At 33.3% G+C, this 21,710-nt stretch carries 25 protein-coding genes; 8 read left to right on the forward strand and 17 right to left on the reverse strand.

Annotation, left to right across the window (positions count from 1 at the left end; translation table 4 throughout):
* Positions 1–17: 17 nt before the first annotated feature.
* From ACX1M8_RS00575 to ACX1M8_RS00605, 7 genes are all read left to right on the forward strand, one after another.
* A complete protein-coding gene (locus ACX1M8_RS00575; RefSeq protein WP_458836571.1) occupies positions 18–3,602 on the forward strand; it encodes a hypothetical protein in 3,585 nt (1,194 codons plus the stop codon).
* An 8-nt stretch (positions 3,603–3,610) separates the two neighbouring features.
* A complete protein-coding gene (locus tag ACX1M8_RS00580; RefSeq protein WP_458836572.1) occupies positions 3,611–4,219 on the forward strand; it encodes a hypothetical protein in 609 nt (202 codons plus the stop codon).
* Between the two features lie 38 nt (positions 4,220–4,257).
* Positions 4,258–4,644 carry a hypothetical protein gene (locus ACX1M8_RS00585; protein WP_458836573.1) on the forward strand — a complete coding sequence of 129 codons (387 nt, stop codon included), beginning with the start codon at positions 4,258–4,260 and terminating at the stop codon, positions 4,642–4,644.
* Entirely contained in the window at positions 4,631–4,843 is a 213-nt protein-coding gene (locus ACX1M8_RS00590) for a hypothetical protein (protein ID WP_458797972.1), read from the forward strand. The genes ACX1M8_RS00585 and ACX1M8_RS00590 overlap by 14 nt, the downstream gene beginning before the upstream one ends.
* Positions 4,843–5,412, forward strand: coding sequence for a hypothetical protein (locus ACX1M8_RS00595; protein WP_458797970.1), 570 nt, complete (start codon positions 4,843–4,845; stop codon positions 5,410–5,412). The genes ACX1M8_RS00590 and ACX1M8_RS00595 overlap by 1 nt, the downstream gene beginning before the upstream one ends.
* Complete coding sequence (locus tag ACX1M8_RS00600; RefSeq protein WP_458835217.1) at positions 5,402–6,016, forward strand: hypothetical protein; 615 nt, start codon at positions 5,402–5,404, stop codon at positions 6,014–6,016. The genes ACX1M8_RS00595 and ACX1M8_RS00600 overlap by 11 nt, the downstream gene beginning before the upstream one ends.
* Positions 6,017–6,107: 91 nt before the next feature.
* Entirely contained in the window at positions 6,108–6,854 is a 747-nt protein-coding gene (locus ACX1M8_RS00605; RefSeq protein WP_458836574.1) for a tyrosine-type recombinase/integrase, read from the forward strand.
* A 122-nt stretch (positions 6,855–6,976) separates the two neighbouring features.
* Here the strand turns inward: ACX1M8_RS00605 and ACX1M8_RS00610 are convergent, their stop codons facing one another.
* The 14 genes from ACX1M8_RS00610 to ACX1M8_RS00675 all read right to left on the reverse strand — a co-directional run bounded on the left by ACX1M8_RS00610 (position 6,977) and on the right by ACX1M8_RS00675 (position 18,341).
* On the reverse strand, positions 6,977–8,971 hold the full coding sequence (locus ACX1M8_RS00610; RefSeq protein ID WP_458836575.1) for a phage/plasmid primase, P4 family: 1,995 nt from the start codon (positions 8,969–8,971) through the stop codon (positions 6,977–6,979).
* 10 nt (positions 8,972–8,981) lie between these two features.
* The gene (locus ACX1M8_RS00615) at positions 8,982–10,973 is read right to left on the reverse strand and encodes a hypothetical protein (protein ID WP_458836576.1); all 1,992 of its coding nucleotides are present in this window, start codon (positions 10,971–10,973) and stop codon (positions 8,982–8,984) included.
* Positions 10,973–11,431, reverse strand: a complete 459-nt coding sequence (locus tag ACX1M8_RS00620) for a hypothetical protein (RefSeq protein WP_458836577.1) — start codon at positions 11,429–11,431, stop codon at positions 10,973–10,975. The genes ACX1M8_RS00615 and ACX1M8_RS00620 overlap by 1 nt, the downstream gene beginning before the upstream one ends.
* A gap of 108 nt (positions 11,432–11,539) precedes the next feature.
* Positions 11,540–12,622: an adenine-specific methyltransferase EcoRI family protein gene (locus tag ACX1M8_RS00625; RefSeq protein WP_458836578.1), complete on the reverse strand. Its 1,083-nt coding sequence runs from the start codon at positions 12,620–12,622 to the stop codon at positions 11,540–11,542.
* Positions 12,622–13,170, reverse strand: coding sequence for a DUF669 domain-containing protein (locus tag ACX1M8_RS00630; protein ID WP_458836579.1), 549 nt, complete (start codon positions 13,168–13,170; stop codon positions 12,622–12,624). The genes ACX1M8_RS00625 and ACX1M8_RS00630 overlap by 1 nt, the downstream gene beginning before the upstream one ends.
* Before the next feature lies 1 nt (position 13,171).
* Positions 13,172–13,423 (reverse strand): hypothetical protein, encoded by a 252-nt coding sequence (locus ACX1M8_RS00635; RefSeq protein ID WP_458797954.1) that lies wholly within the window; start codon positions 13,421–13,423, stop codon positions 13,172–13,174.
* On the reverse strand, positions 13,424–14,791 hold the full coding sequence (locus ACX1M8_RS00640) for an SNF2-related protein (protein WP_458836580.1): 1,368 nt from the start codon (positions 14,789–14,791) through the stop codon (positions 13,424–13,426).
* A complete protein-coding gene (locus ACX1M8_RS00645) occupies positions 14,778–15,155 on the reverse strand; it encodes a hypothetical protein (protein WP_458836581.1) in 378 nt (125 codons plus the stop codon). Before ACX1M8_RS00645 ends, ACX1M8_RS00640 begins: the two co-directional genes overlap by 14 nt.
* A complete protein-coding gene (locus ACX1M8_RS00650; RefSeq protein ID WP_458797948.1) occupies positions 15,155–15,496 on the reverse strand; it encodes a hypothetical protein in 342 nt (113 codons plus the stop codon). The genes ACX1M8_RS00645 and ACX1M8_RS00650 overlap by 1 nt, the downstream gene beginning before the upstream one ends.
* A complete protein-coding gene (locus ACX1M8_RS00655; RefSeq protein WP_458835226.1) occupies positions 15,462–16,268 on the reverse strand; it encodes an MBL fold metallo-hydrolase in 807 nt (268 codons plus the stop codon). Before ACX1M8_RS00655 ends, ACX1M8_RS00650 begins: the two co-directional genes overlap by 35 nt.
* Positions 16,268–17,212: a hypothetical protein gene (locus ACX1M8_RS00660; RefSeq protein WP_458836582.1), complete on the reverse strand. Its 945-nt coding sequence runs from the start codon at positions 17,210–17,212 to the stop codon at positions 16,268–16,270. Before ACX1M8_RS00660 ends, ACX1M8_RS00655 begins: the two co-directional genes overlap by 1 nt.
* A 136-nt stretch (positions 17,213–17,348) precedes the next feature.
* Complete coding sequence (locus ACX1M8_RS00665) at positions 17,349–17,546, reverse strand: hypothetical protein (protein ID WP_458836583.1); 198 nt, start codon at positions 17,544–17,546, stop codon at positions 17,349–17,351.
* Positions 17,546–17,932, reverse strand: coding sequence for a hypothetical protein (locus ACX1M8_RS00670; protein ID WP_458836584.1), 387 nt, complete (start codon positions 17,930–17,932; stop codon positions 17,546–17,548). Before ACX1M8_RS00670 ends, ACX1M8_RS00665 begins: the two co-directional genes overlap by 1 nt.
* On the reverse strand, positions 17,925–18,341 hold the full coding sequence (locus tag ACX1M8_RS00675) for a hypothetical protein (protein ID WP_458836585.1): 417 nt from the start codon (positions 18,339–18,341) through the stop codon (positions 17,925–17,927). The genes ACX1M8_RS00670 and ACX1M8_RS00675 overlap by 8 nt, the downstream gene beginning before the upstream one ends.
* Before the next feature lie 54 nt (positions 18,342–18,395).
* Between ACX1M8_RS00675 and ACX1M8_RS00680 the strand changes: the two genes are divergently transcribed.
* The gene (locus ACX1M8_RS00680) at positions 18,396–18,893 is read left to right on the forward strand and encodes an HNH endonuclease (RefSeq protein WP_458836586.1); all 498 of its coding nucleotides are present in this window, start codon (positions 18,396–18,398) and stop codon (positions 18,891–18,893) included.
* A gap of 10 nt (positions 18,894–18,903) precedes the next feature.
* Here ACX1M8_RS00680 and ACX1M8_RS00685 read toward each other — a convergent pair whose 3' ends face one another.
* From ACX1M8_RS00685 to ACX1M8_RS00695, 3 genes are all read right to left on the reverse strand, one after another.
* On the reverse strand, positions 18,904–19,350 hold the full coding sequence (locus ACX1M8_RS00685; RefSeq protein WP_458836587.1) for a hypothetical protein: 447 nt from the start codon (positions 19,348–19,350) through the stop codon (positions 18,904–18,906).
* A 94-nt stretch (positions 19,351–19,444) separates the two neighbouring features.
* Positions 19,445–19,720 (reverse strand): leucine-rich repeat protein, encoded by a 276-nt coding sequence (locus ACX1M8_RS00690; RefSeq protein ID WP_458836588.1) that lies wholly within the window; start codon positions 19,718–19,720, stop codon positions 19,445–19,447.
* 11 nt (positions 19,721–19,731) lie between these two features.
* Positions 19,732–21,621 (reverse strand): DUF262 domain-containing protein, encoded by a 1,890-nt coding sequence (locus ACX1M8_RS00695; protein ID WP_458836589.1) that lies wholly within the window; start codon positions 21,619–21,621, stop codon positions 19,732–19,734.
* Positions 21,622–21,710 lie beyond the last annotated feature (89 nt).

Raw genomic sequence — 21,710 nt, forward strand, 5'->3', positions numbered from 1 at the left:
ATTAAGAAAGGGAAGTAATGAAAAAAATACCAGCCACAAGTTACGAAGATTTTAAAAATCAGCCACAGTCTGAAAATTCAGAAGAGTGAGTCTCTAAACTATTCAGCTTTATGTTTTCAGAAGGTACATCATTACCGAAGCGAGCTAATAGCATACTAACAAAAGACCAGAGCTTATTTCATCAGCTAGAAGAACAAAAACAAATATTTTTCCGTTTTCCTTATTTTGCTGATACTTTTCCAAGCTTTTTACAATATTACACGACTGAGTACAAAGACTTATATAAATCTATGATGTTTGAAAAGTCTAGCAAGTTAAAAGAAAAAGGGCAGAATATTGTAATAAATTTTTTACTTAATATGACACCCCAGTCACAGTTGAGCAACTTAATAACCCGTGGAATTATTTCAGAACTCAAGGAACAGACAGAGTTAAGGGAATTATTTAACTCATACGCAGATGAAGACAGCATCGTTTTTAATAAATACATTCACAGCCACAATGTTTTAATCCAGTGGAGAGTTTTAAAAAATGCTGAAAAGAAATTCTCGCACCTATTACTCTCATATAATAATTTTGAAATAAGAAACGGAGAAAACACACCAGCAACAATTAGAAATGTTTTAGTGTATGGAGATAATAAAGACCCCGAACCGTTGCCGATACCTTGAAAAGTAAAGCTCTCAAAATTGAATTATTTACTCATTCTCGACCGTGATGGATATTTTTACAAGTTAAACGACTTCATAGACAATCCAGAATTTAAAACCGTACGGCACTTGTTTAAATTTAATCTGTGAGAACTCACATTCAGTAAAGAGACAATGAGCAAGCAGAAGAGCTTAAGAGAAGAGTACGAGAACAGAATAAAAGAACAAGAGACAAGACAAAAAGCTTACAACATTTTGAAGGCTCAATATGATAAGAACGAGAAGTCTTCAAATTTCCGTGGGGATTATATCACCGACCCAGATAACGGACAAAAAGTATGAAGAAATAACATAGAGTGAATTAAATCTGTCAAAAGTGTATTAGAAAATTCTAAAGCTGAGCTGGAAAATTTATCCTTAATCATTTCAGAATTAAAGAAAGAAATAGAAAACGGTTCAGATGGTAGAGCATTACCCCCACGGATTTCAGATGTTAAATATCTTGACTTTATGGAAAGCGAACAAGAAACAGACACTTACGACTTTACATTCTACACAAAAAACGGCCGTGTATGATATGGAAGAATTAAGGTGGATATTTTATCCAATACAGTTCAAATCATCCGTGGTGGTTGAGTAACTTTAGAACCTAAAGCAGACAGCCCTAATATCTATGCTGTTTATTCAGATGCTACTGGCATTTCTTTATGTAATTATTATGATGAAAACAGAGACCTAGAATACACCCGTCTTATGATGCTACCAAATTCAAATGAAGAGCAACAAAGCGAGTTCAGACACCTTTTTGAAGTCAATGGAGAATCGGGACAATATAATGCTGTAAGAAGATACCAAGCAAGTGGAGCAAACTGAAACACAACAGACAGTGAATTGTTACAAAGACAACGAGACTGAGAAGAGAGATGAAAAGGAAATTACGGACTGGAAGCAATGGAAAAAAGACCGATCCTAGGTTATGTTTTAAGCAATAAATTCCAGCCAAAAAGCGATAGAAAACTGGGGGTGTTTACACCCGAGCCACACGACTATACAAACCGTCCAGAGTGAAGAAAATTGTTCGCCCATTTATTCTTGAGCTATAACACAAGAACAGAAAACAATAAAAAAATCGCATTCAGGTTCAACATTGACTTCTTAAACCCTGAGCTAGATAACGGGGAGTTCATTCTAAATAAAGAGCATAATGTTAAGCTGAACAAAAGAACGATCGTGAATGAAAATTGAGATGTTCACACATTAGAATTCTCTATATCATACACACCAGAAGAATTTAAAACAATCTGACTGGAGAAATTTATAGAAATCAGCAAGCTGGAGAAATATCTTCCAGAAATGCTTACAGAAGAAAATTATTTAGCAATAGAGCAAACTGTTATAAATCTCACAACCTTAAAGCAGTCAGACAAGTTTAAGACAGAGTACAAAATCAGAAAAAATGCTGGAGAAAATAATAGGCATATAATGGAGATATATTTAGCTGGAGTTAAGTTCCTAGAACTCACTCTTCCTTACTCAACCGTAGACAGTGGATACAACACAACAAATAAGTCGCACTGTGTATTCAGATTCAACAATTTCGGAATCGATATCCCAGCACACACTACACAAATAAACAAATACAAATTTATAGAAAAGAAACCGTTCGCCTTACTCATTAAAGAAGATAGCTCAAGAGCATTCCAGCTCAACTTCATCGCAGAGCAGTGTTATAATGATGATAACATCGCCGATAATAGAAAATTCGAACCGATAAAAATAGAAGACAAATGGCTTTATTATTCTACTAATCTAGATTACTTTTATAACCTATTTTCGTTCGACTTATCTCAAGACAATTCAGAAACCGAACGGGGACAAGAAATTAAACAGCTAGATGTAGCAGAAGATGGCTATTATATTTATGATGGAGAAGAAATCGAGAAAATTCTAAAAATTTCCTACCAAAATAAGGAGTCTTTTGTAATCATTAAAAACAACGGCACAGACATTGAAAACAGAGAATACGGAATTGACTTATTTACAAAAAGCGGGGATCGTACTCAGTCAAATAAGTGAATAAAAATTAGCGACAAAACAAACGGCAGTCTTATATCAGAAAACAGAAAATTGAGTGATGTAAGTCTTGCGTTTTGAGAAGAAAATTCTCTTCATATAGTCTGGGATGGTTCAAAAGTGTATACAACTCTTTACAACACTAAACCGTTCAGCATCATCCAGAGCCCATTCTTATATACCTATAGGAATAACAACTACCAATTCCTTGCTGATGCTATTGAGCCAGCCCGTTTTGAGAGTGCTAATAAGCTCATTTCGTTACCTATTGAAGATGTTAGACAAATAGAGAACAAAATAACAGCCTATGCTTATCTTAACGAGAACACTCTTAATTACATCAGCAACAACAGCATAGACAAGCAGTGGTGTTTAATCGGTAACGATGGAGTAGCAAGGCTCTCAAAGTTTAATAATAAAATAATTAAAACACGGCAAGAAAACATAACATTCACAGCTACAATAGAAGTCAATTTCGCTTATTATAATGCTGATACAGATACAATGGTGCCAGATATGGATTCCAGCATTCTTCTTGCTTCTATCTTTTCAAATTCAGACAATCTTACAAAATTAAAATCTAACATCTTAAGTTTTGAAATATGGAAACAAGAAAATGGGGAGAAAATTCTAAAGGTTCCAGCTTACTCAATCAATTTAGCTCAATGCGAAAAGACAATAAAAAACAATGCTGTCTGAGTTCGTGTGCCGATGCTGTTAGCTGATACAACTTCACAGACTTCTACTTATTTCTTTAAAAATTTCAAAATAGGGGATGGTAATCAGTTTAGAAAATTCTCTCAATGAAGTGATGAAATTAAGATCGAAAGTAATAAAGAAGTAATTCTTAAGGACATAATCTACAGTCTAAATATATAAGGAGCAAAATGGAAAAAGTAAAATTCAGCAATAAAAGGAACACCGTAAAGGCGACTGGATTAAACCCAGAAGAGATAATTAGGGCAGAAGATATAAACGAGCTAAAAACCGTTTTAAATAGCACTGTCGACGCTATAGAGAGCCTTGAAAGCAATCAGCAAAACTATCGGCAAAAGGTTGAAACATTACAGAGCAATATATCAAGGCTCCAAGAAGTCACCCAAAGCCTTAAACCAAAAAAGACAATAACAAAAAGCAAGGACTGTCCTAATTATAAGAGTGAAGTAAATCTCTATTATTTAACTGATAACGATGGGGATACCGTTAATGCTATAACGATAACGATAAAATTCAAAAACGGAGAAGAGAAATGCGTCACCATCATCCCGACTGATGGTCTTAAAAAATTCAGTTTTGATGTAACTGGAAATGACCACGACGCAGCTTGAGTTTGATATTTTGAAGTTCGCCCATACAATACAAGTTCGGCAAAAGGTTGAAGAGATATCTATGTTAAGTTTATGGGGGCTCACTCATTATTTAACGGAACGTGGGGAACTAATCCACATAACGCTATTAAAGAAATTGTGGCTACTTCATTATTTACGCCAAAATAGAAAGGAGCAAAATGATACTATTTATAGCATTCGTCATCTTGTATTTTTTACCAGCTTCAGATGGGCAAATTGTTAGCAAGATACCGAACATAGCAACTCAAGAACAACTGGAGCAATTTAAAGCCATCAGCGATTTTACACAGTGGAGCATTCTAGGGCGAGCTGCCAGAGCTTCATTTATTCTGGCGATGTGTATTGAGTTGCTTATAGAGTGTTCTACATTCTTACTCAAGGGGCTTCCTATTCTGTGAAGATGAGCGTTTAACAGAAATGCCAGAACACTTAAAACGGTTGAACAGCTTAAACTCATAAAGGAAAAAATAGAAATGAACGCAAGGCTCACGAGAAGAGAGCAAAGACTTTACGACAAGTGAATAACAACAAAAACAGACAACAAGAAAGGAGGCAATGATGAAGACAATTAAAACACTTTTACTAGGTTCAGTATTAATTTCTACAGCATTAATTCCAGCTGTAACTGTAGTGTCTTGTTCTAAAGCTAAAAAGAACCCATTCAAGACAATCATCGACAAAACAAAAGACTGAACAAAAGGAAAAAACAAAAACACACCAGCTGAAACAGCAACACCAGCACCAGCTGAAACAACTCAAGGTGGTAAATAATGCTGAAGTGATTACAGACACTGTCAAAAACTAAACAGAGAGTTATTTATATAAGTGCGATTCTTATTTCTATTTTAAGTTTTTGCCTTATCATAGCAAGCATAGCCCACGATGGATATAACGAGTTCGCTAAAGCTTTTTACATTTATAAACAAGAACCAATAGTAGACCCACGGTGGGAAGAGTTTAACAAATTAGCTCAGGACAATAAATTAGCCCCAGAAGTTATATCAAAAATAAAAGAAATATATGGGACAACATTTTACACGGAAACAGAACAGCAGAACGCACTAGGATTCGGATTCTTCATAGCAACGATGACACTTCTTTTCGCTATTTGTTTAATGATTACAAGTTCGTTAAGTTATGTAAGCATCGGCTTAATTAAGTACAACATCCACACAGCATACCGTGAAAATATGATCCCAGAAGAAGAGTTCACTCAACTTCTTAACATTTTCGAACTCATAGAAGTAAAAGAAAGAAAAAGCAAAAGGAAAGCACTTGCCTTATTAAATGAAGCAATACAAGAAGAAGAACAAAAAGGAGCTCAAGACAATGAAGAATAATCCACTGGACTTTTTTCACTTAAATAAAAAACCGTTATCAAGTAAAACAAAGAAAACATTGGTGGGGATTTTTGTCTTTTCTATCTTCTTATTATTTACGTTGCTTATGTTGCTCATTCCATTCAAGGATGGTTCAACGTTTGAAATATTGCTGGGGATGTTCCAGTCTAACAATTGAAATTCAGCCAACATTTCGCAATTAGTAAGTGCAGTGGGAGTTTGAATTTTCTTCGCTTGAGGTTTTACATTGAAAGTCTCTCAGACTTTAACATTAAGAAAATACAAAAAGAAGATGAAAGAAGAACTCTTCAAGAAAGAAGACCTTACCTTATCAAAGGAAGAAATAAAGGAGAAAAAACAAGAAATGCTGAAGACATATATAAAGAACGAAAGCAAAATAGATAAGCTCATCAACTTGTTAGCCACTACCCTTATCAAGCTCAACCACAGAGTGGATGCTAACACGATGTTTGAAATTAGAGACATCCTTGAGAGCTTAAACGACAGCAGTAAAATAAAACGGCACAAAATTACTCAGCTATTACAAGCCGTGGGAATAGATACAGAAACAAAAGAACTCAAGAGTGTAATCAATCAAATATAGCTGTATAGCTGTAAGCCCTTAACGGGCTTTTTTATATAAATTTTATTTTTATATTTTTTTATATGTTATATAATATGAATGGGAGATGGTTATGTTTAACAAAATAAATGAATTTATTAAGTATAGTCAAAAAAAGAATTTAACTGGTAAAACTGTATTATTATATAAATATATTCTAGAAAATTATAAAGACTGTAGCACTATAGATGAAGTGAAAAAAAGACTGATAAACATAAAAATGAAACCACAGACCAAAAAGGTACACAAGGTTGTACTGTCTTTATATTTTAAGCATATAAAAAAATACAATTATGTAGAAGAAATCTCTCTTATTAAATTAGAATCAGAAGGGCAAATTTATAGAACTGTACTCACTAAAGAACAAATAGAGAATAGCCTTAAGGAATCAAGTTACGATGATGATACCACCCGTTTTTATAAGCATCTGTTTTTGTTTATGTTTCAAACTGGAATAAGGGCTGGTGAAGTCAACAGCATTACAGAAAACGGCACAAATTTATATGTTAAAGGAAAAGGAAGAAAAACAAGAGAGATCCTATATAAGAGAGAAGTCTGGCTGATGATTAGAAAAGAGATGCTCAAGCCTAATAACCCACTTCTCAAATATGAAGCCTTACGCCACCAACTTAAAAAAATTTTTAGAAAGAAAATAGGACTCCACACTTTAAGACGTTCGTTTGCTACTCATATGCTACTGAGTGGAGCAAATCCAAAAACAGTACAAATGCAAATGGGACACAGTAACATAAATACCACCTATACCTATTTAAATGTAAGCAAGAGAAAAAATCAAGAAGAGTACGACAAGTATATGTAGCTAAAAAGCTACTTTTTTATTTCTTTAAATTGTAAAAATCTTTTTACTTTTATTTTAATCTAATATATTACTGTTTAGTAATATAAGGAAATCAGTAAGAAAAACACACCGTAACTGGTGTGCTAATTAGATTCTAAAAACTTAAGCTGGTAGAGTCCGTTCTCTGGTACCTTGACTACTTGTAAATTTAGATGGTTATAAATTTGTAACACTTCAGCCTTGAAATTATTCAGTGTGACTTTCTTATTGTTAGAACTCTCGCAGAATGTTTTATACTGCTCATACAAGTTCAGCACACTTTTGTTGATTACTATTTCCCCGTTAAGGAAGTCTTCGTCTCTAAACTCTGGTGACTGCTTAAAGAATAAAATAACACTGTTATTACTTTCTGAATACTCTTTTAAGGTGCTTTCTGATGCTTCGCACTCTGTGAAGTGTTTTTGCTTTCTTAATCTTTGTAGACCTTCCAGTGCTAAATAAAACAGTGCTGTCATATTTTCTTTGGTGAGTAATCTGTCTAAAATGTTGATGTCTCTTTTTTCTCCACGGAAATCATTATCAAAATTGGCAATAATGAACCGTCTAAAGAATCCGTCTGACTTGTCGCTTGTGGTTGGTAGTTTGTTCGTTGCAAAAATGTTTTTAGCTCTGTTTTTAAATGAGAAGATGTCTTTCCCCTTGAACTCGGTTGACATAGGGTCTCCCGTTACAGCTTTCTTAAACTCTGCTGGCTCTTGGATGTGATTTGTAGAAATATCTCCCCCGATATTGAGCATCTTGTCTAATAGCTGAGCTGTTTTGAACCGTCTCTCGTAATCTTCAAGCGATAGGTTCGAAATATTCTCTCCACTAAAGAAATATTGCAACACTTCCAAGAATGTACTTTTACCGTTTGACGCACTTGGACCGTAAATGAGTAAGGATTTCTGGAATTTAAGATCGAACGTCAAACAATAGCCTATGAACTCGTAAATAACTTTAATAAGCTGAGCATCCCCGTTACATACTTCATTAATAAATTTATTAATTTCTTCTGAATTGCTTCTGTTATTTGAGTACCATACATTGATTTTATTAATAACAAAATAAACGGGGCTGAACGGTTTAGCTTCATACCTTTCAACATCGAACAAACAGTCTTGTAAGGCTATTATATTTTTCTCTGGTTCTCTGTCTGGAACTGCTGAATTAATTCTGAAGTTATTAAGGATCTCGTTTAATTTAGCAACGGACAGCTGTGGCATTAATTCATACAGTTTCCCTTGGAGCTTTGCTTCATCTCTTATATAAATGTTTTTATTATCATCATAAAAATAGACTTGAGATGCGTAACGGGTAATTCTAAATTCTTTAATACAAAAGGCAATAAATTTATGAAGTGAGAACTTCCCATTTTCATCTGTTCACTCTTGTTCTTTTTGGTGGAAAAACTCGTCAAAATTTGAAAAACATCCTAGCACTTCCCCATCACTTAAGGGAACGGCAAAAAAGTATGAATTAATTAGCTGAGCTATTCTCTTAATTGTTTCCTTTGGTAATCCTTCACGAACTAAATAAGGAATCCTTTGGAATAAATTGTCCCTTCTGCCACCTTGCTGTAAATTTGTTGGGCAGGGTATATTTGTGTAAGAATTGTCTTTATTCATCGGGGTCAACTCAATTGGCAACTTGTCTACGTTTTCCCCATAGAATTTTATTCAGTTTCTGAATGCTCCACCTTTTTTAATAACTACATAAGAATTATTTACAGTCTTGATGTCAGCCCTTATCCCTAACGGTAACATAACATCCACGGCGTTCTTGAAATCCTTTGGGGCTTTGAATCAAAAGTGGTGTCCCCGTTCTGTCTTCATTATGTTAACTACTCACCGTTCTTTTTCAATTAGCTGAATTAGCTTCTCAGATGATAACGGATCATCCTTGTTATCTACATCGATAACGATTCAGTCGTCTTCTAGGATAATCCCCAGATTACTCTCGCTCGCACAGTTGCTGAATGTTTGCCAGTTGCTTTTGCTTTTGATGCTTGCTTTCGGTACCTTGTTCTCGTTGAGTACTAAAAAATTACTTTTATTATAAAATTTGAGAATTTTGTCTCGCATCTGTGTTTGCTCCATAATTTTCTCCTTATTGTTTTATATAGCATTCCATACAGACTTCATTATCATACACGTAACGCACCACCGTTTCATTCATTAAACTAGCTCCACAGAGAAAACATTCGAACGCATCTCCACTGTAAGCTGTTGTAAGTGTCTCTTTGCTTCCTGTCCCATATTTGTACAGATTTATTCTGTTAAGTGCGATGGCTTCATAATATGAATAATCTAGGTCAATGCTTTCGGGTGTGAGCTTTCTAATATCGGTGGTGATTATCGTGTTCCGTTCGCTACTTTGTGGGACTTTGTCTTTCTTTCATTGTCCGTTTATTTTGTAGGCTTTAAATATCGGGAATCCGTTTTTAGTGTAGAAAATTCTTCACACTTTCCGTGGTTTAAGTAATTGCTCTCCGTAAAATGTATCTGTAAAATTACCGTTTATGGTAAAAACGAACTGGAACCTTATTAGCTCTTTTTCTGCCTTGAGTGTTTCAATTACTGGAATATTATAAACAAAATAATTAACCACACACTTGTCGATAATAGTAAGGTTATTATTAACATTCCCCCGAACGGTATTGTATTCTAAATTGTCGAACTGCTTGTCTCAGTATTTGACTTGAGCTCCCTTGGCTTTGATTTTATCTTTGTTATTTATTAGAATGTAATTATTAACATCCTTTTGGATAATTCTCTTATTAAAATCTCACTCCAGCCCCATTTTGGTTTCTGCTTCCCACAGCTGAGTAAGTTCCTTAATTTTGTCCATATTTTTTTCATCATCTAAACGGAAATATATTCCATCGGTATTGACTTGTAAAAAATAAACATAAGGACTCAACATAACAGTGAGTAGGAAAATAATCAGCTGTCCCGTTATACATATGCTCTGTCTTTGTTGTGGGTCCCAGAGTGGATTAAATTTGTAATCCATAGCCCCGAACGGTCTAACAATTAAGTCCTTAAGGTATGCTGACTTTATTTTGTCGATGTGCTTAATTTTGACTCTCTGGTTGAATAGATCCTGCATTTGTTTGCTCATTTGTTTTGTGGCTCTGCTACCATAATTGTATTTTGCTATAAGGGCTCCGTAATTACTCGTGATATCTATCGTGACTATATTTTCTTCCTTGCTACTGATATAATTCTCTACTGCTCCGTGTAATCCCCCACTGGCGAATTTTAGCTTCATATCTTGAAAAGGAAGATCGAACTCAATTTGTTCCTTAACATAGTCGCTGGCATATTGAGTTTTGTAGGTTACTGATTCGAACTTTTGAATAATTCAATAATATTGGGGTGCTAGCTTCTTATACAGCTCCTTTATGTTTTCTGGTGCTTTATATTTATAATAAGCATAGTGTGGGAGCTTATTTTTATCAGCTTGGAAAATTATCGCCGTTATTTGACTGTTTGTTTTGCTCAGTGTGTTTGTAGGTAAATTATAATCGGTAATAAGATTCATTTTAATGACTAGCTGGTCAATAAATTTAGCAAGTAAATAAGCAGTTGCCTTAACATCATAAACGTTATATTTTCTGACTGCTTCTGCTTGCTGTGGTGTAAGTTTGTCTGGATAATCAAAAGGCACGTCACTTTCTTCAATTGATATCCCCAGAAATGCTTCGTACTTCTTTAAACTTATACGGGTTGGGGAAATTAAGTCAGCAACATCAAAAGTAGCAACTGGAAGTGGTTTGAGTGGTATTCCTTTATATTCTCACGGTGCTTTCTTGTCTCTGATTATTCACTGAGATAAATTGAACGGATTAGCATTTTGAAGTAGTGCCTTAAGGATTCAGTCATCATATCTTACTGAGTTAAAACCACCAAGAATTCCTTTAATTTTAAAACGCATCAACTGTTTAAGGGTATTGTAATCATTCTCAACGGTAATGAGTTCTCTCGTTTTTAAATTTAAAAAAGTAATACATCAATACTGTTTGAAGACTTCAATATCATACACTCACACTTCACACGGTAAAGAGTCCAGCTTTTGTTTTAGTTCTAATGTATTCATTAGATTAGCCTTAAAAATCCCCGAACGTGTGTCGTTGTCATCTGGTATGAGTTAGCGATGAAAACATAAGTCCACATTCTTTTTAGTCAGCCTCTACACTGTCCTACTTTTGTTATTTCTCTGGATGTTGAAAAGTTAGCATCAAGCACTGGAATAAATTGTCTGTCTGTCGCGATTCATACATCATAATAAAATTCTTCTTTTTTTCTTTCTATTAAAATGATGCTAGCATCCTTAATTATCGGGATTCTTACTTCTATAAATTTAACACCTTGAATTTTTTCTTCATTCATGATGTAGACAACTCCCTTAAGAGTTCCCCCAGCTTTCTTCATCATCTCCAGAATTAATTTGTGGGCTGTTTTTCGTGTGTCTATTCGTTGGGTAATGCTTTCCCTTAACCTTATGTTATTTGGTTGCTCTATGTAGTTTTTTAAGGCTTTTATTCTTGTCTTCATTTCTTCCCCTTTATTTATTTCGCATTGCTTGTTTTAACATTCTTATTTGCTTCTTTAATTCTTTTATTTCTTCGCTTTGTTTTTCTTGTTCTAGTATCATTTCTGCTATTATCCTTGTCGTTTTTCTTCTTCAACTTGAGAACATTTTTTTCTGATTAGGATTCTGTTAAATTTCTGTCTTCCATTTATATAATTAAGGTTTTTGTCCAGTATGCTTATAACTTCATACTGGCTTTTGTCCTTATCATATCAAAACAGAAAAGTCACTGGAACTCCTAGAAGTCCTTCATAATTTGCGTAATCAGTTTTTAATTCTTCTAATTTATCAATGTTGATAATGTTCGTGTTATCGAAATACACTGGGCCGTTATTCTTCTTCTTCTTCTCTATTTCTTCTCTCATCTCAAAATTAATAGGTAGGTTTGTAATAAAACAAGTCATCCCACTTAACTTAACTCTAGCACTCTCTTCACTTATTCCACTGGCTTCTGGATATTTAAGGAAATACTTAGGATGTGAATAGCATATGTTGTAACTCTTTGCTAAAAAGTCTGGCAGAATTGATTTATATCCTACTGACAATTTGTTCCCGATAACTATAAAGTCGATCCTATTTTCCTTGAGTACTGGGTACCACTTGCTCCATAAAGAAAACGGTGGGTTCGTGATGGTTAAGTCGTGTGTCTTCATTAGCTCAATTATTTCTGGGCTAAAAAAGTCCCCATTGCTTTGTAGTGGTGTTTTTACATAATCAAAAATATTAGCATCATCCCCGCCACTGTATTCATACATATAGGCTGTTTCTTCCGCTTCATTCTTTAAATAAGTTGCCGCGATTTTCTTCAGTCCTAGATGGCTAAAATTTAAGTGGAAGTAGTTTCAAAACTGTGAAGAAGTTCGTTCTGATATTTCTCCCATCAGTTCCCGTTCTACTCTATCACTCGGCATTATTACTGTCTTACCTTTGAAAAAGTCAGGATCTAGCTCAAGTCAGTACTTAAACTCTTCGTCTATAATTTCGTATGGTGTATAAAATTCATCCATTTTGACTTTGGCAGCTTTATTCATTGCTCCGTTATCAGTCTCGTGTTTTCTTTGTCACTGTGTAAAGTTCTCAAGTATGTTGGAAGTTCTCTCGTGGTCGTTTGTTTGCTTAACTTCTTCTCAGTTGGTAAATTTTTCGTTACTCATTAAACTAAGTCGAAAAGACTATCGTAATTTTCTGTATTAATTTCGTTTTTTCTTTCTGTTCTTAAGTTCTTGAGTTCGTTTGCTTGTTTTAATGCTGTTGAACTTTGGGGGCTTTTTAGACTATTAATTTTTACATTATAATAAGTCTTCCCGTTTGTGTTCTTTTCGCTGATTTCTACAGCGACTGGTGTTTGTTGCTTTTTAAGCTCAAAAAGTACAGTAATAAGTTCTAATTCATCCTTGTAGCATTTACCTAGCTCAATAAAGAAGAGATCTAATTCCTTTTGGTCTCTTTCTACTCTTCAGCTGTATTTGTAAGCATTATCAAGAATATAAAGTTTTTTAACAGTTTTATTACTGTATTCAGTTGGGTTGGTAAGTTGTACCACTAGCTCCACGGCTTGGTATCTGCTTCCATCTTGTTCCTTTGTGATAAGTCCAGCATCCTTAACTTCTCCGTGATAAGTTCCAGCTGGTATTTTGTTTTGTTCTTTTGAGTTGAGTTCTAAAACTCTCTTTTCTCAGTCTGTGCTAAAATTTATAGCCATTTTATTTGTCTCCTTTTGTGTTGAGTTTTTTTTCTATTGTTCCTAGTTGTGGTGCTGTTGAGCTAAATGTTGTAAAGTTACATAGCCTTTTAGCATTCTGGATTAGCAAGTTCTCTAAATTGTTCCCGTTGATTTTATAAAGTTCTGCCACTCTGTTTGGTGAGTAAATTAGCTCTGGCTCGTTTATCTTAACAAGATAATGCTCCCCACTGTCTTTGTCTTCTATTACTGCGTACTTATAAATAAGTTCCATCTAGTCTCCTTTATTGAAATAATTCTGTTCGAAAATTTTCAGTGTGTAATTTTCTGACTTTTTTAAGGTTGTATATATATCGTTCTCAATGCTGTTGCCTGCTACTATAAAAATATATTTACAGTCTTCTTTTTGTCCTATTCTGTGTATTCTCTTAATACTTTGCTTAAATAATTCTCCACTTAATGGTGGTGAAAAATAGACTTGTAATTTGCTGATGTCTTGAAGACCATCAATTCCCCTTGCTCCACTTTGGAACTGGATAAGCACCACACATCTGCCTTGGTGTTGTCTAGCTTCTTGTAATTCATTCTCTTCCCCATTAATTTTAAAAACGGGGATTTCTAGCTCATTCAATACAGACTCAATGTAGGCAAGTTCGGAGCGATAATTATAAAACACAGTTATATTTTCGTTTGTTGTTTTAATGATTTCAGCAAGTGCTTTCAGTTTGTTTCAGCTGACTAATTTAAATTGTCCCGTTTTTGTCTGAATTACTCCACTGGCTAATTGTCTTAATCCGTGTAGAAGACTGATGCTGTTATCGGCTAAATATTGTGTGGGCTGATTAAAATCGAACACTCTCTCCTTGTTGAGTTGATAATACTCTGAACAAGTTTCTACCACTACAACTTCTTGCTGTCTCTTTGGTAATTGAATAGCGTCTTCAGACTTAAGGAAATAGCTTCGCTGGTGAAGTAATTCAATAAGCTTGTCTTCATTCTTGTAACCAGTCACGATTTTAATTTGTGAAGTATATCCCCAGCCTAGTTTTTTTGCTAATGTGTAATGTTTGGTGTACTGTTCTAAAAAGTCGTCATATTTCATTTTAGGCTCGAACAAGTGTAGAAGCTTCATCAGCACGAACAAGTTCTCGTAACCGTTTGAGAGTGGGTCTCCACTGAGCAATAAAACACGATTATAATAAGGATCATATTTAAGCATTTGCTTACTGATGAGTGACTTTACATTTTTAAGGGCTTGAGCTTCATCCACTATTAAATTATGTGGCTGAGTAAGGTCCAGCTTTTTTTCCTTGAGTAGATTTGTTAAAACTCTGTAGCTGATTATAAAAATATAATTCTCTAGGTTTTTAACTTGCTCGAAATCTTTGGAACTTTTTACCGTTGCAATATTGTTAAACTTAAAGAATAAAGACTCGGTGTATCAATCATCCACTTTCTTACTGTCTACAATAATGAGTGTAGGTGTTTGCTCATTCAGTTTATTTTTCAAAATATGTAAATAATAAAGTGCCGTGAATGTTTTTCCCAGTCCCATATCTAAAGCAAGAAGAAACCGTTTATTTTCTAGTGCTTGAATTACACCGTTCTTTTGGTAATCATATAAAGTTTTAGTCATTTTCATTTTCTCACTGTTCTGGGTGTGCTTCTTTATCTTGCTCCAGCTCTAATTCATACTGTGTCTTTTTCTCTCCATTTTCTAAAATATAAATTTTTTGAATAGAGAATTGGTTCTTAATATCTTCATAGGTAAAATCTCTAAAATTTAGGCAGTCTGTGTCTAACTGTAAAGTGTTCTCCTTAATTCTTAAATTATCTGGAAAATTAAATAAATAATCCACAATATATTTTGACATCGCTTCTTCTAATTGTCTTATGGTTTTATACTCTCCATAAAGCTCAAAATTGTCGCTGTCTTCTGGATTATCATCGATATTTCACAGTGTCCATAATCCATACACAAAATTCTCTGGGTACTTGTATTTCATTATTTGCTCCATTCTTCCAGCTGATGCTGTGAGATTTCTTTAACTTTTTCAGCATCGTTTTTAATGATTAGTGGCAGTATTTCTTTATAATTTTCTTCATCTATAAAAATATAAATAACATTATTACTAAATTCTCTCGCCTTGGCGACTTGTAGTTTTGTCGGCTGATTTCTTTTGAAGTTTCTCTTTATTTCCATAGCATACGCCGTGAAATGATTAAAGACTCACAAGTCAGCAAGACCTGCCCCTTGTATTCCGTTGCTGAATAATTTAAAGTAGTTTATACCGTTATTTTTTAATATTCTTTTAATCTTGTTCTCTAGGTTTTTCTCTGTTATCACAGTTATAAAGGTGAATCCCTAGTGGTTGTACTCTTTGAATGTTAAATTCTGGAAATGCTTGTGTTATTTTGTTGTCTTCTTTTTCCATATTGTAATTCGTTAAGGATGCGTGTAATAGGTAAATATTACACTGTGGGTTTATTTTTCTTTTTACTTTTTTAAGAAATTCCACGGCTTGTTCGTGTGAAAAGTGTCCCCAGTCACTATACTGAATTTCTTCCTTTATACTGTTTGGCAATTTTTTTGCAGTATGATTAAGCTCCATCATTAGAAGATCGCAATTATTAAAAATGTCTAAATTAAGAGTCGTGTATGGTAATGAGCCACAGTCAGTAAAGAACCCTATTTTTTTATATTCCCCAGACTTTCTGAAGTGAATAATATAACCGTTATTTGCTTGGGAATTGTGTCTAACTTTAAATGCAGTCACTTTTATTGTTTCGTCGCTTCAGTTTTCTCCATCATCTAAAAAGATGAACCTTCACACGTGGCTTCTTATTCAGCCCGTTTTGTCTTTTATTTTCAGCAAGTTGTAGCACTTCCTATTAATAAAGATTTTCCCGTTGTAATTGTTTTTTAAAAATGTAATTAGGTACTTTGTGTGGTCTTCGTGTTCGTGTGATATAAATAAATACTTGAGAAATTTTCACGCCATCAGATTTCTTGAGCCGTTGAAGGGATTCTTTCCTATGTCGAATCCTAGATTAACGCCGTTATGATGAACGATGTAACAGTTCCCACTTGAGTTGCTTCCATAGCTTACAAATTTCATTATGATTCCACCTTTGTTATAAGTATCTGCTGTCTGTATTTTGTACTTCATTCCTTAAGGTTTTTGCCATCTATGTGTTCAGCATCATCTAGCAAAATAAAGCCCTTAAAATTAACGATCTTGCTGAATAAAAGACTGAGCTGGATTCCTATTTCTAAACGGCTTGCTGTATTGAGTTCTAAAACATTAATATTTTTATATTTCAGTGTAAGTTCTTCTTTTCCCTTTTCTTCATTTATAAAACTCACTTCAAAAACCTTGTCTTCTTGCTGTAGATGCTTATTTATGTATTCAGCTCACTTATATGACACCAGCTGGTATGCTATTAAGTCTCTGTCTAATTCTTCCAGCCTTATATTTTTCTCTTCTCTTTCCTTGGCTATTTCTTCCCCACACTCTTTAATATAAGGCCCATAGCTAGCAACATAAGGTCCCCATTGGTGTTCTGGATGAGTTGCGAAATACTCAAGCTCTTCAGCTAATTGTTTTGGTACTCCACTAATTATTAAACTCTGCTGGATTTTTTTAATATCTGATCTGATATTTGTAAGCACTTGAGCAATATCGAACTCCACTCTTCTTAATCATTGGAATTTTTTAAGTTCTAGAAATTCAGTCAGAGAATTTTCGAAATCATTCCCGTACCGTTCTGCGAACACTTGCATAAACACTTCCCGTTTTTCTTTGGGGCTTAAGTTGTAAAAATATGCTGGGGAAATTAATGCGAGAAGGTATTTCTGTGATATTTTCAACAGTGCTGAAATAGTGTCAAAATATTTACGGGCTGGAATTTCAGCATCATTAATAAAATAATTTTTATTTTTATAACTCAATATGTAAGGCTTGCTGTCAATTTGAATTGTTAGTTCTGCCACTGGTGTTTTTGTATTGTTAACGTTTTGGGGGTTTAGTTTTCTCCCTAGTAAGTCTCTACCAGTCAGCATAAAACACACAGCATCCAGCACGGTTGTTTTTCCTATTCCATTGCCACCCTTAATTAATGGGGTTGGCAGTTTTATTGTGCTGATATCGGTAGAATTATAGAATTCCACTCCTTTAAAATTTTGTAGAAATAGGTGCTTAATTTCACACTTCATTCTTCCCCTTTCTTAATAACTTTTTTAATTCTCTTATTTTCTTATTTTGTTCCTTGAGTATGCTGTCGCAGTCTACATATCATTCTACACAGCTTAGGCAAGCCCCGTGTCTTATCTTACAGACCTTGAGTTGGATTCAGTGCTTGAGTTTTTTGCTAATTGCTTGGATTCTTCATTTCATTACATTTTTACCGTTTCTGCGTGTTCTTCTATCACTTCTCAGCCTTTCTCCATTCATTGACTTCTTATTTCTTTCTCTTTAAAAGTCTTATAACAAAATAAGGATCACACTGCCTTGAGCCTTTTAACGATGTCTTCGTTACTCTTATCATTCTCCTTATTTTTACAACTTTGGAAGAGTTTTATAATGATGTTAAAAGAGTCTCTTAACTGTCTATTTGTTAAACTTTTAAGGATTTTGTTTCATCTCTTTTCTTTAGCAAAACCACTTTCTTCCAGCTGAATATAATCAGCAAAAACTTCAACGCCATCAACCATTAAACGAACGGCTACGATATTTCTAATGTGTGGAACTATATTGAATAGAGTACGGTCGTTTTTATTCATTTATTTTCTCCTTTTGTAGGTATTTAATAATTTCATTTATGTAATGAGTACCGACGTTATATCACTCTTTTTTATTGTCTTCATTCTTGAGAAAATTACTGCAGAATAATTTTCAAGTTCTTCCAGCTATTTCTAATTTTGAAATAACAGCTAAACGGTTCCCCTTGTTTTCTATATAAAGCTCTAAAACTTTTCCTAGCAACTTTTCATATTCTTTTATTTGCTTCTTTTCATATGCTTCCAAAGTTGTTTTAGTTGTTGAATTTATTTCTTTGCTGAGCTTTTTAAAGTCGGGGTCGTTGACTATTGTTTTATAAGAATGATAAAGCACGGCACAAGCTGTTAGTTCCTTGAGTTGTTGTGTAAACTCTCACAGCTTCGTTTCAATTGGTAACGGTGTTGGTTTCATATTTTGCTCCTATTGTTTTATAATTTCACTATGATAAATTGAAAATTCCCTTATATGTCTAAAGAGTGGAATGAGCTAAGAGAAAAGCACTTGACAGCCCATCCTTTTTGTTCTATTTGCCAGACTACTTTTAGGCTACAAGTAGACCACATCATTGAACACGGCAACGACTTGAGTTATTTCCTTAATGAGAAAAATTTGAGAACTCTTTGTATCCGTTGCCACTCTCGCAAGACAAGAAGAACACAACAGCTTCGGCTTCTTCGTAATGATATGAGCAAGAAAATAAGACTGGTATTTAATTCTCCCCGTGGTTTAGAAGTGTCTTCCAGCTATTTTTTTACTCAGTCTTTTACTTCCTATTATCAAGTCGGCAATGTTATATTTTTCTACTTTTCTAAAGATTTTAATAATTACACTATTCAAGAGATTGAATTAATTTGCAACTTCCTTTGTGATTTTTTCTGCTTCATTGGATGAAGAACGAACAACATCGATAACGAAGTTATTTGTAGAAATATCAAAACGAAAATGCTCGAAAATTCTAAGTAGAAAGCTTCCCTTAACGGGTTGCTTCTTTTATAAAGTTTTGAAATTTTTCGTCTTGGTAGTATAAGTCGTACACAGCTCTAATGTAATTAACTGTCAACACTACTCAAGCGTTAAATTCATCATCGTTTGTTTGATTTTCTAGGATTTCCATTTGTTTTTGTGTTTCGCCTTGCTTGTCTCAGTTCAAACTTAATAAGTAGTCGTTTACAATGCTTAAGGCTTTGCTTATTGTTTTCATTGTGCTTTCTTTTGTTTCTAATGAGATTCCTAGTTCATTAAATCCTTCCACAATATTTCAGTCAAATTCTTTAAGGTTTTTATTAAATTCTTTTAGGATTTCACTTTCATCAGCTTCTCTGTCTGTGTAGTTATAAAATAAAACATCTCCGATTCTTGTTTTGATGTAGATAAGTTTGTCGTTAGCTGTTGCTATTAGGTTTTTGTTTATTGTTGCCATAATGTTCTCCGTTTGTATTCATATAAGGTTTTCTTTTTCTTTGAGCTTTTAAATAAAAAGCCCAGTCAATTGAGCGACTGGGACCAGCGTTTTCCTACTTATATATATTAGGGAGATTAATTTTTTTTAATGCCTTTATTCTTGAAAATGCTTTTTGACCTATCTCAACTACATTAGGCAAATCAATATTTTCAAGATTATCGAAAGCAATAAATGCTTTGCTTAAGATTACTTTTAAGGTTGTAGAATGTAATTCAGTAATTTTGCTTTCATCTATTTTTCAACTAGCTATATCTTCTGGGCCAATTTCTTCTAAAAAAATATATAGTTTATTATCGAAAATTTCATAGTCTTTGTGTTGTTTTTCCATAACAATTCTCCTTAGTTGTTTGTTTTATTTTGAATATAATTTCCAAATGAAAATCTATCTTTTAATTCGTTAAAAATATTTTGTCTTCTATTGTTGTAAAAATCTTCAAAATTTTTTACATTTCACTCTTCTCATTTATCAACTATTCTTTCGTTATTTTCAACCTTATGAACTTCTGAATATTTGACTTTATTTTCGTTGCTTTCGGATAATCATTGTTCAATTGTCTTATCTTTTTTACTTTGATTTTCATTTTGTGTAAGTAACTGTAAATTAGGAAGTTTATCCTTAAGAATAGTTCATTCTTCTTGTTTCTTAGTTATTATTTCTCTTTCTCTATCATTCACTTCTTGTCATTGACTATAGACTTTTTCAAAATGTCATTTTGAAAATAATGCTTGTGCAAAGATATGGTCTTGATGCAATGATATAGTTTCTTTTCCTACTACATTTTGATATTCTTTTAGATTTGCTAAAACAATTAGAGTCATATTGTTTTTAGATAACTTATCCAATATATTGTTGATATTTTCTTCTGTTAAACAAAATCTCTCAGTTCCTCTAATCTTAATAAAATCACTATTATAGAATTTCTCTACTGTGAATTTCTTATCATTATTCTTATTAATAAATCACATATCGATTTCATTTTTTGCTTGAGCTAGAATTGTATATGGACCATTACTGAAGGCATTTTTAACAAAGGAAATAAATAAAAAGTCTCGGGCGTTATCTCTAAATTCTCTTCCATCAGCTATATCTTTAAAATAATCATAATAGTTCTTATTAAACTTGTATACATAATACATTATTGGCAATAATGGATAAAAAGAAGGTATTTTAATGTGTTTGTAAAACATATGTAGTAGATTAGCAGCTACTTCAAAAGCTTGAACAATATTTTTTCAATCATTTCTTATGCGATGAACTATTTTAGCTGTTAATTCCTTGGATTCAATAATTTTGTCGGCCCTTATTATCGTATCGTCAGCAACTAAATAAATACAGCTGCTGATAATAAATCCTCTATCAAATTTATTTCCAGTTTGAGCTTCTCTAGTGAAGTCTTCACTAAGCTTATCTATTTTTTCTTTTCCACCTTCTCAATTTGCAATCAATCTTGAGTAAATTAATTCTCAAGAATCCAATGGTGTTCCTCCGTTATTTAGTCTAATAAAAATATCTATAACATCGTTAAATTCCTTATCTGTGCTGATATTCATTTTGTGAATGATGTTTTTAGATGTAAAAACATCGTAGAGTTTTATTATTCTTTCTTTGCCTTCATCATCAATGTTATTTTCTAAAATATATTTATTAATTTTTTCTAAAGATTCATTTTCACTTTCGCAGTATGCAGTAATGTCTTGCATATCAGAAACTTTAAAATAATCTTGTTTTTTATCTAGTTCTGAGTCGATAAAATGAAATTGGATATTATCTTTATCGTTTCTTTTGTCTAGAGATAAATATAAGGCATATGAAGTTTCTGAATTCTTATTTTTAACTGTTAATTTTTTCTTTGTAAGTTCACCTGTAAAAGCTATATAAATCGATGTTAGTCTTTGCTGTCCGTCAAAAATTATGTCTAATTTTTGATCTTTATCTTTTGAAGCTAAGTTAGTTGGCTTGCTTTTAGAAACTGGGCTATTTTCTATAAAATCTCTATTAAACTTAAATAAATCACATTTACTAATATCGCCACCAGATACTTTTGAAGCATATTCTTTCGCAGTTATATTTCAAGAAAGTACTGGAGGACAAGGATAATTATTTAAAAGTGAATCCATAAATATTTCAATATCTCTTTTATTTCAAACAAAACGTCTTTGGATGTGAGGAATTAGTACATTAGATTCATCCATTCCTTTAATTCATTCTTTAATTGATATTTGATTCATATAAATATTGCTTTTGCAACAACCTCCTATAACTAATTTACAAAAAAAAAAAAAAACAGAAGCAAATGGAACAAATTTTCCATATCTCC

It is taken from the genome of Mycoplasma tracheobuteonis, from assembly GCF_054456995.1.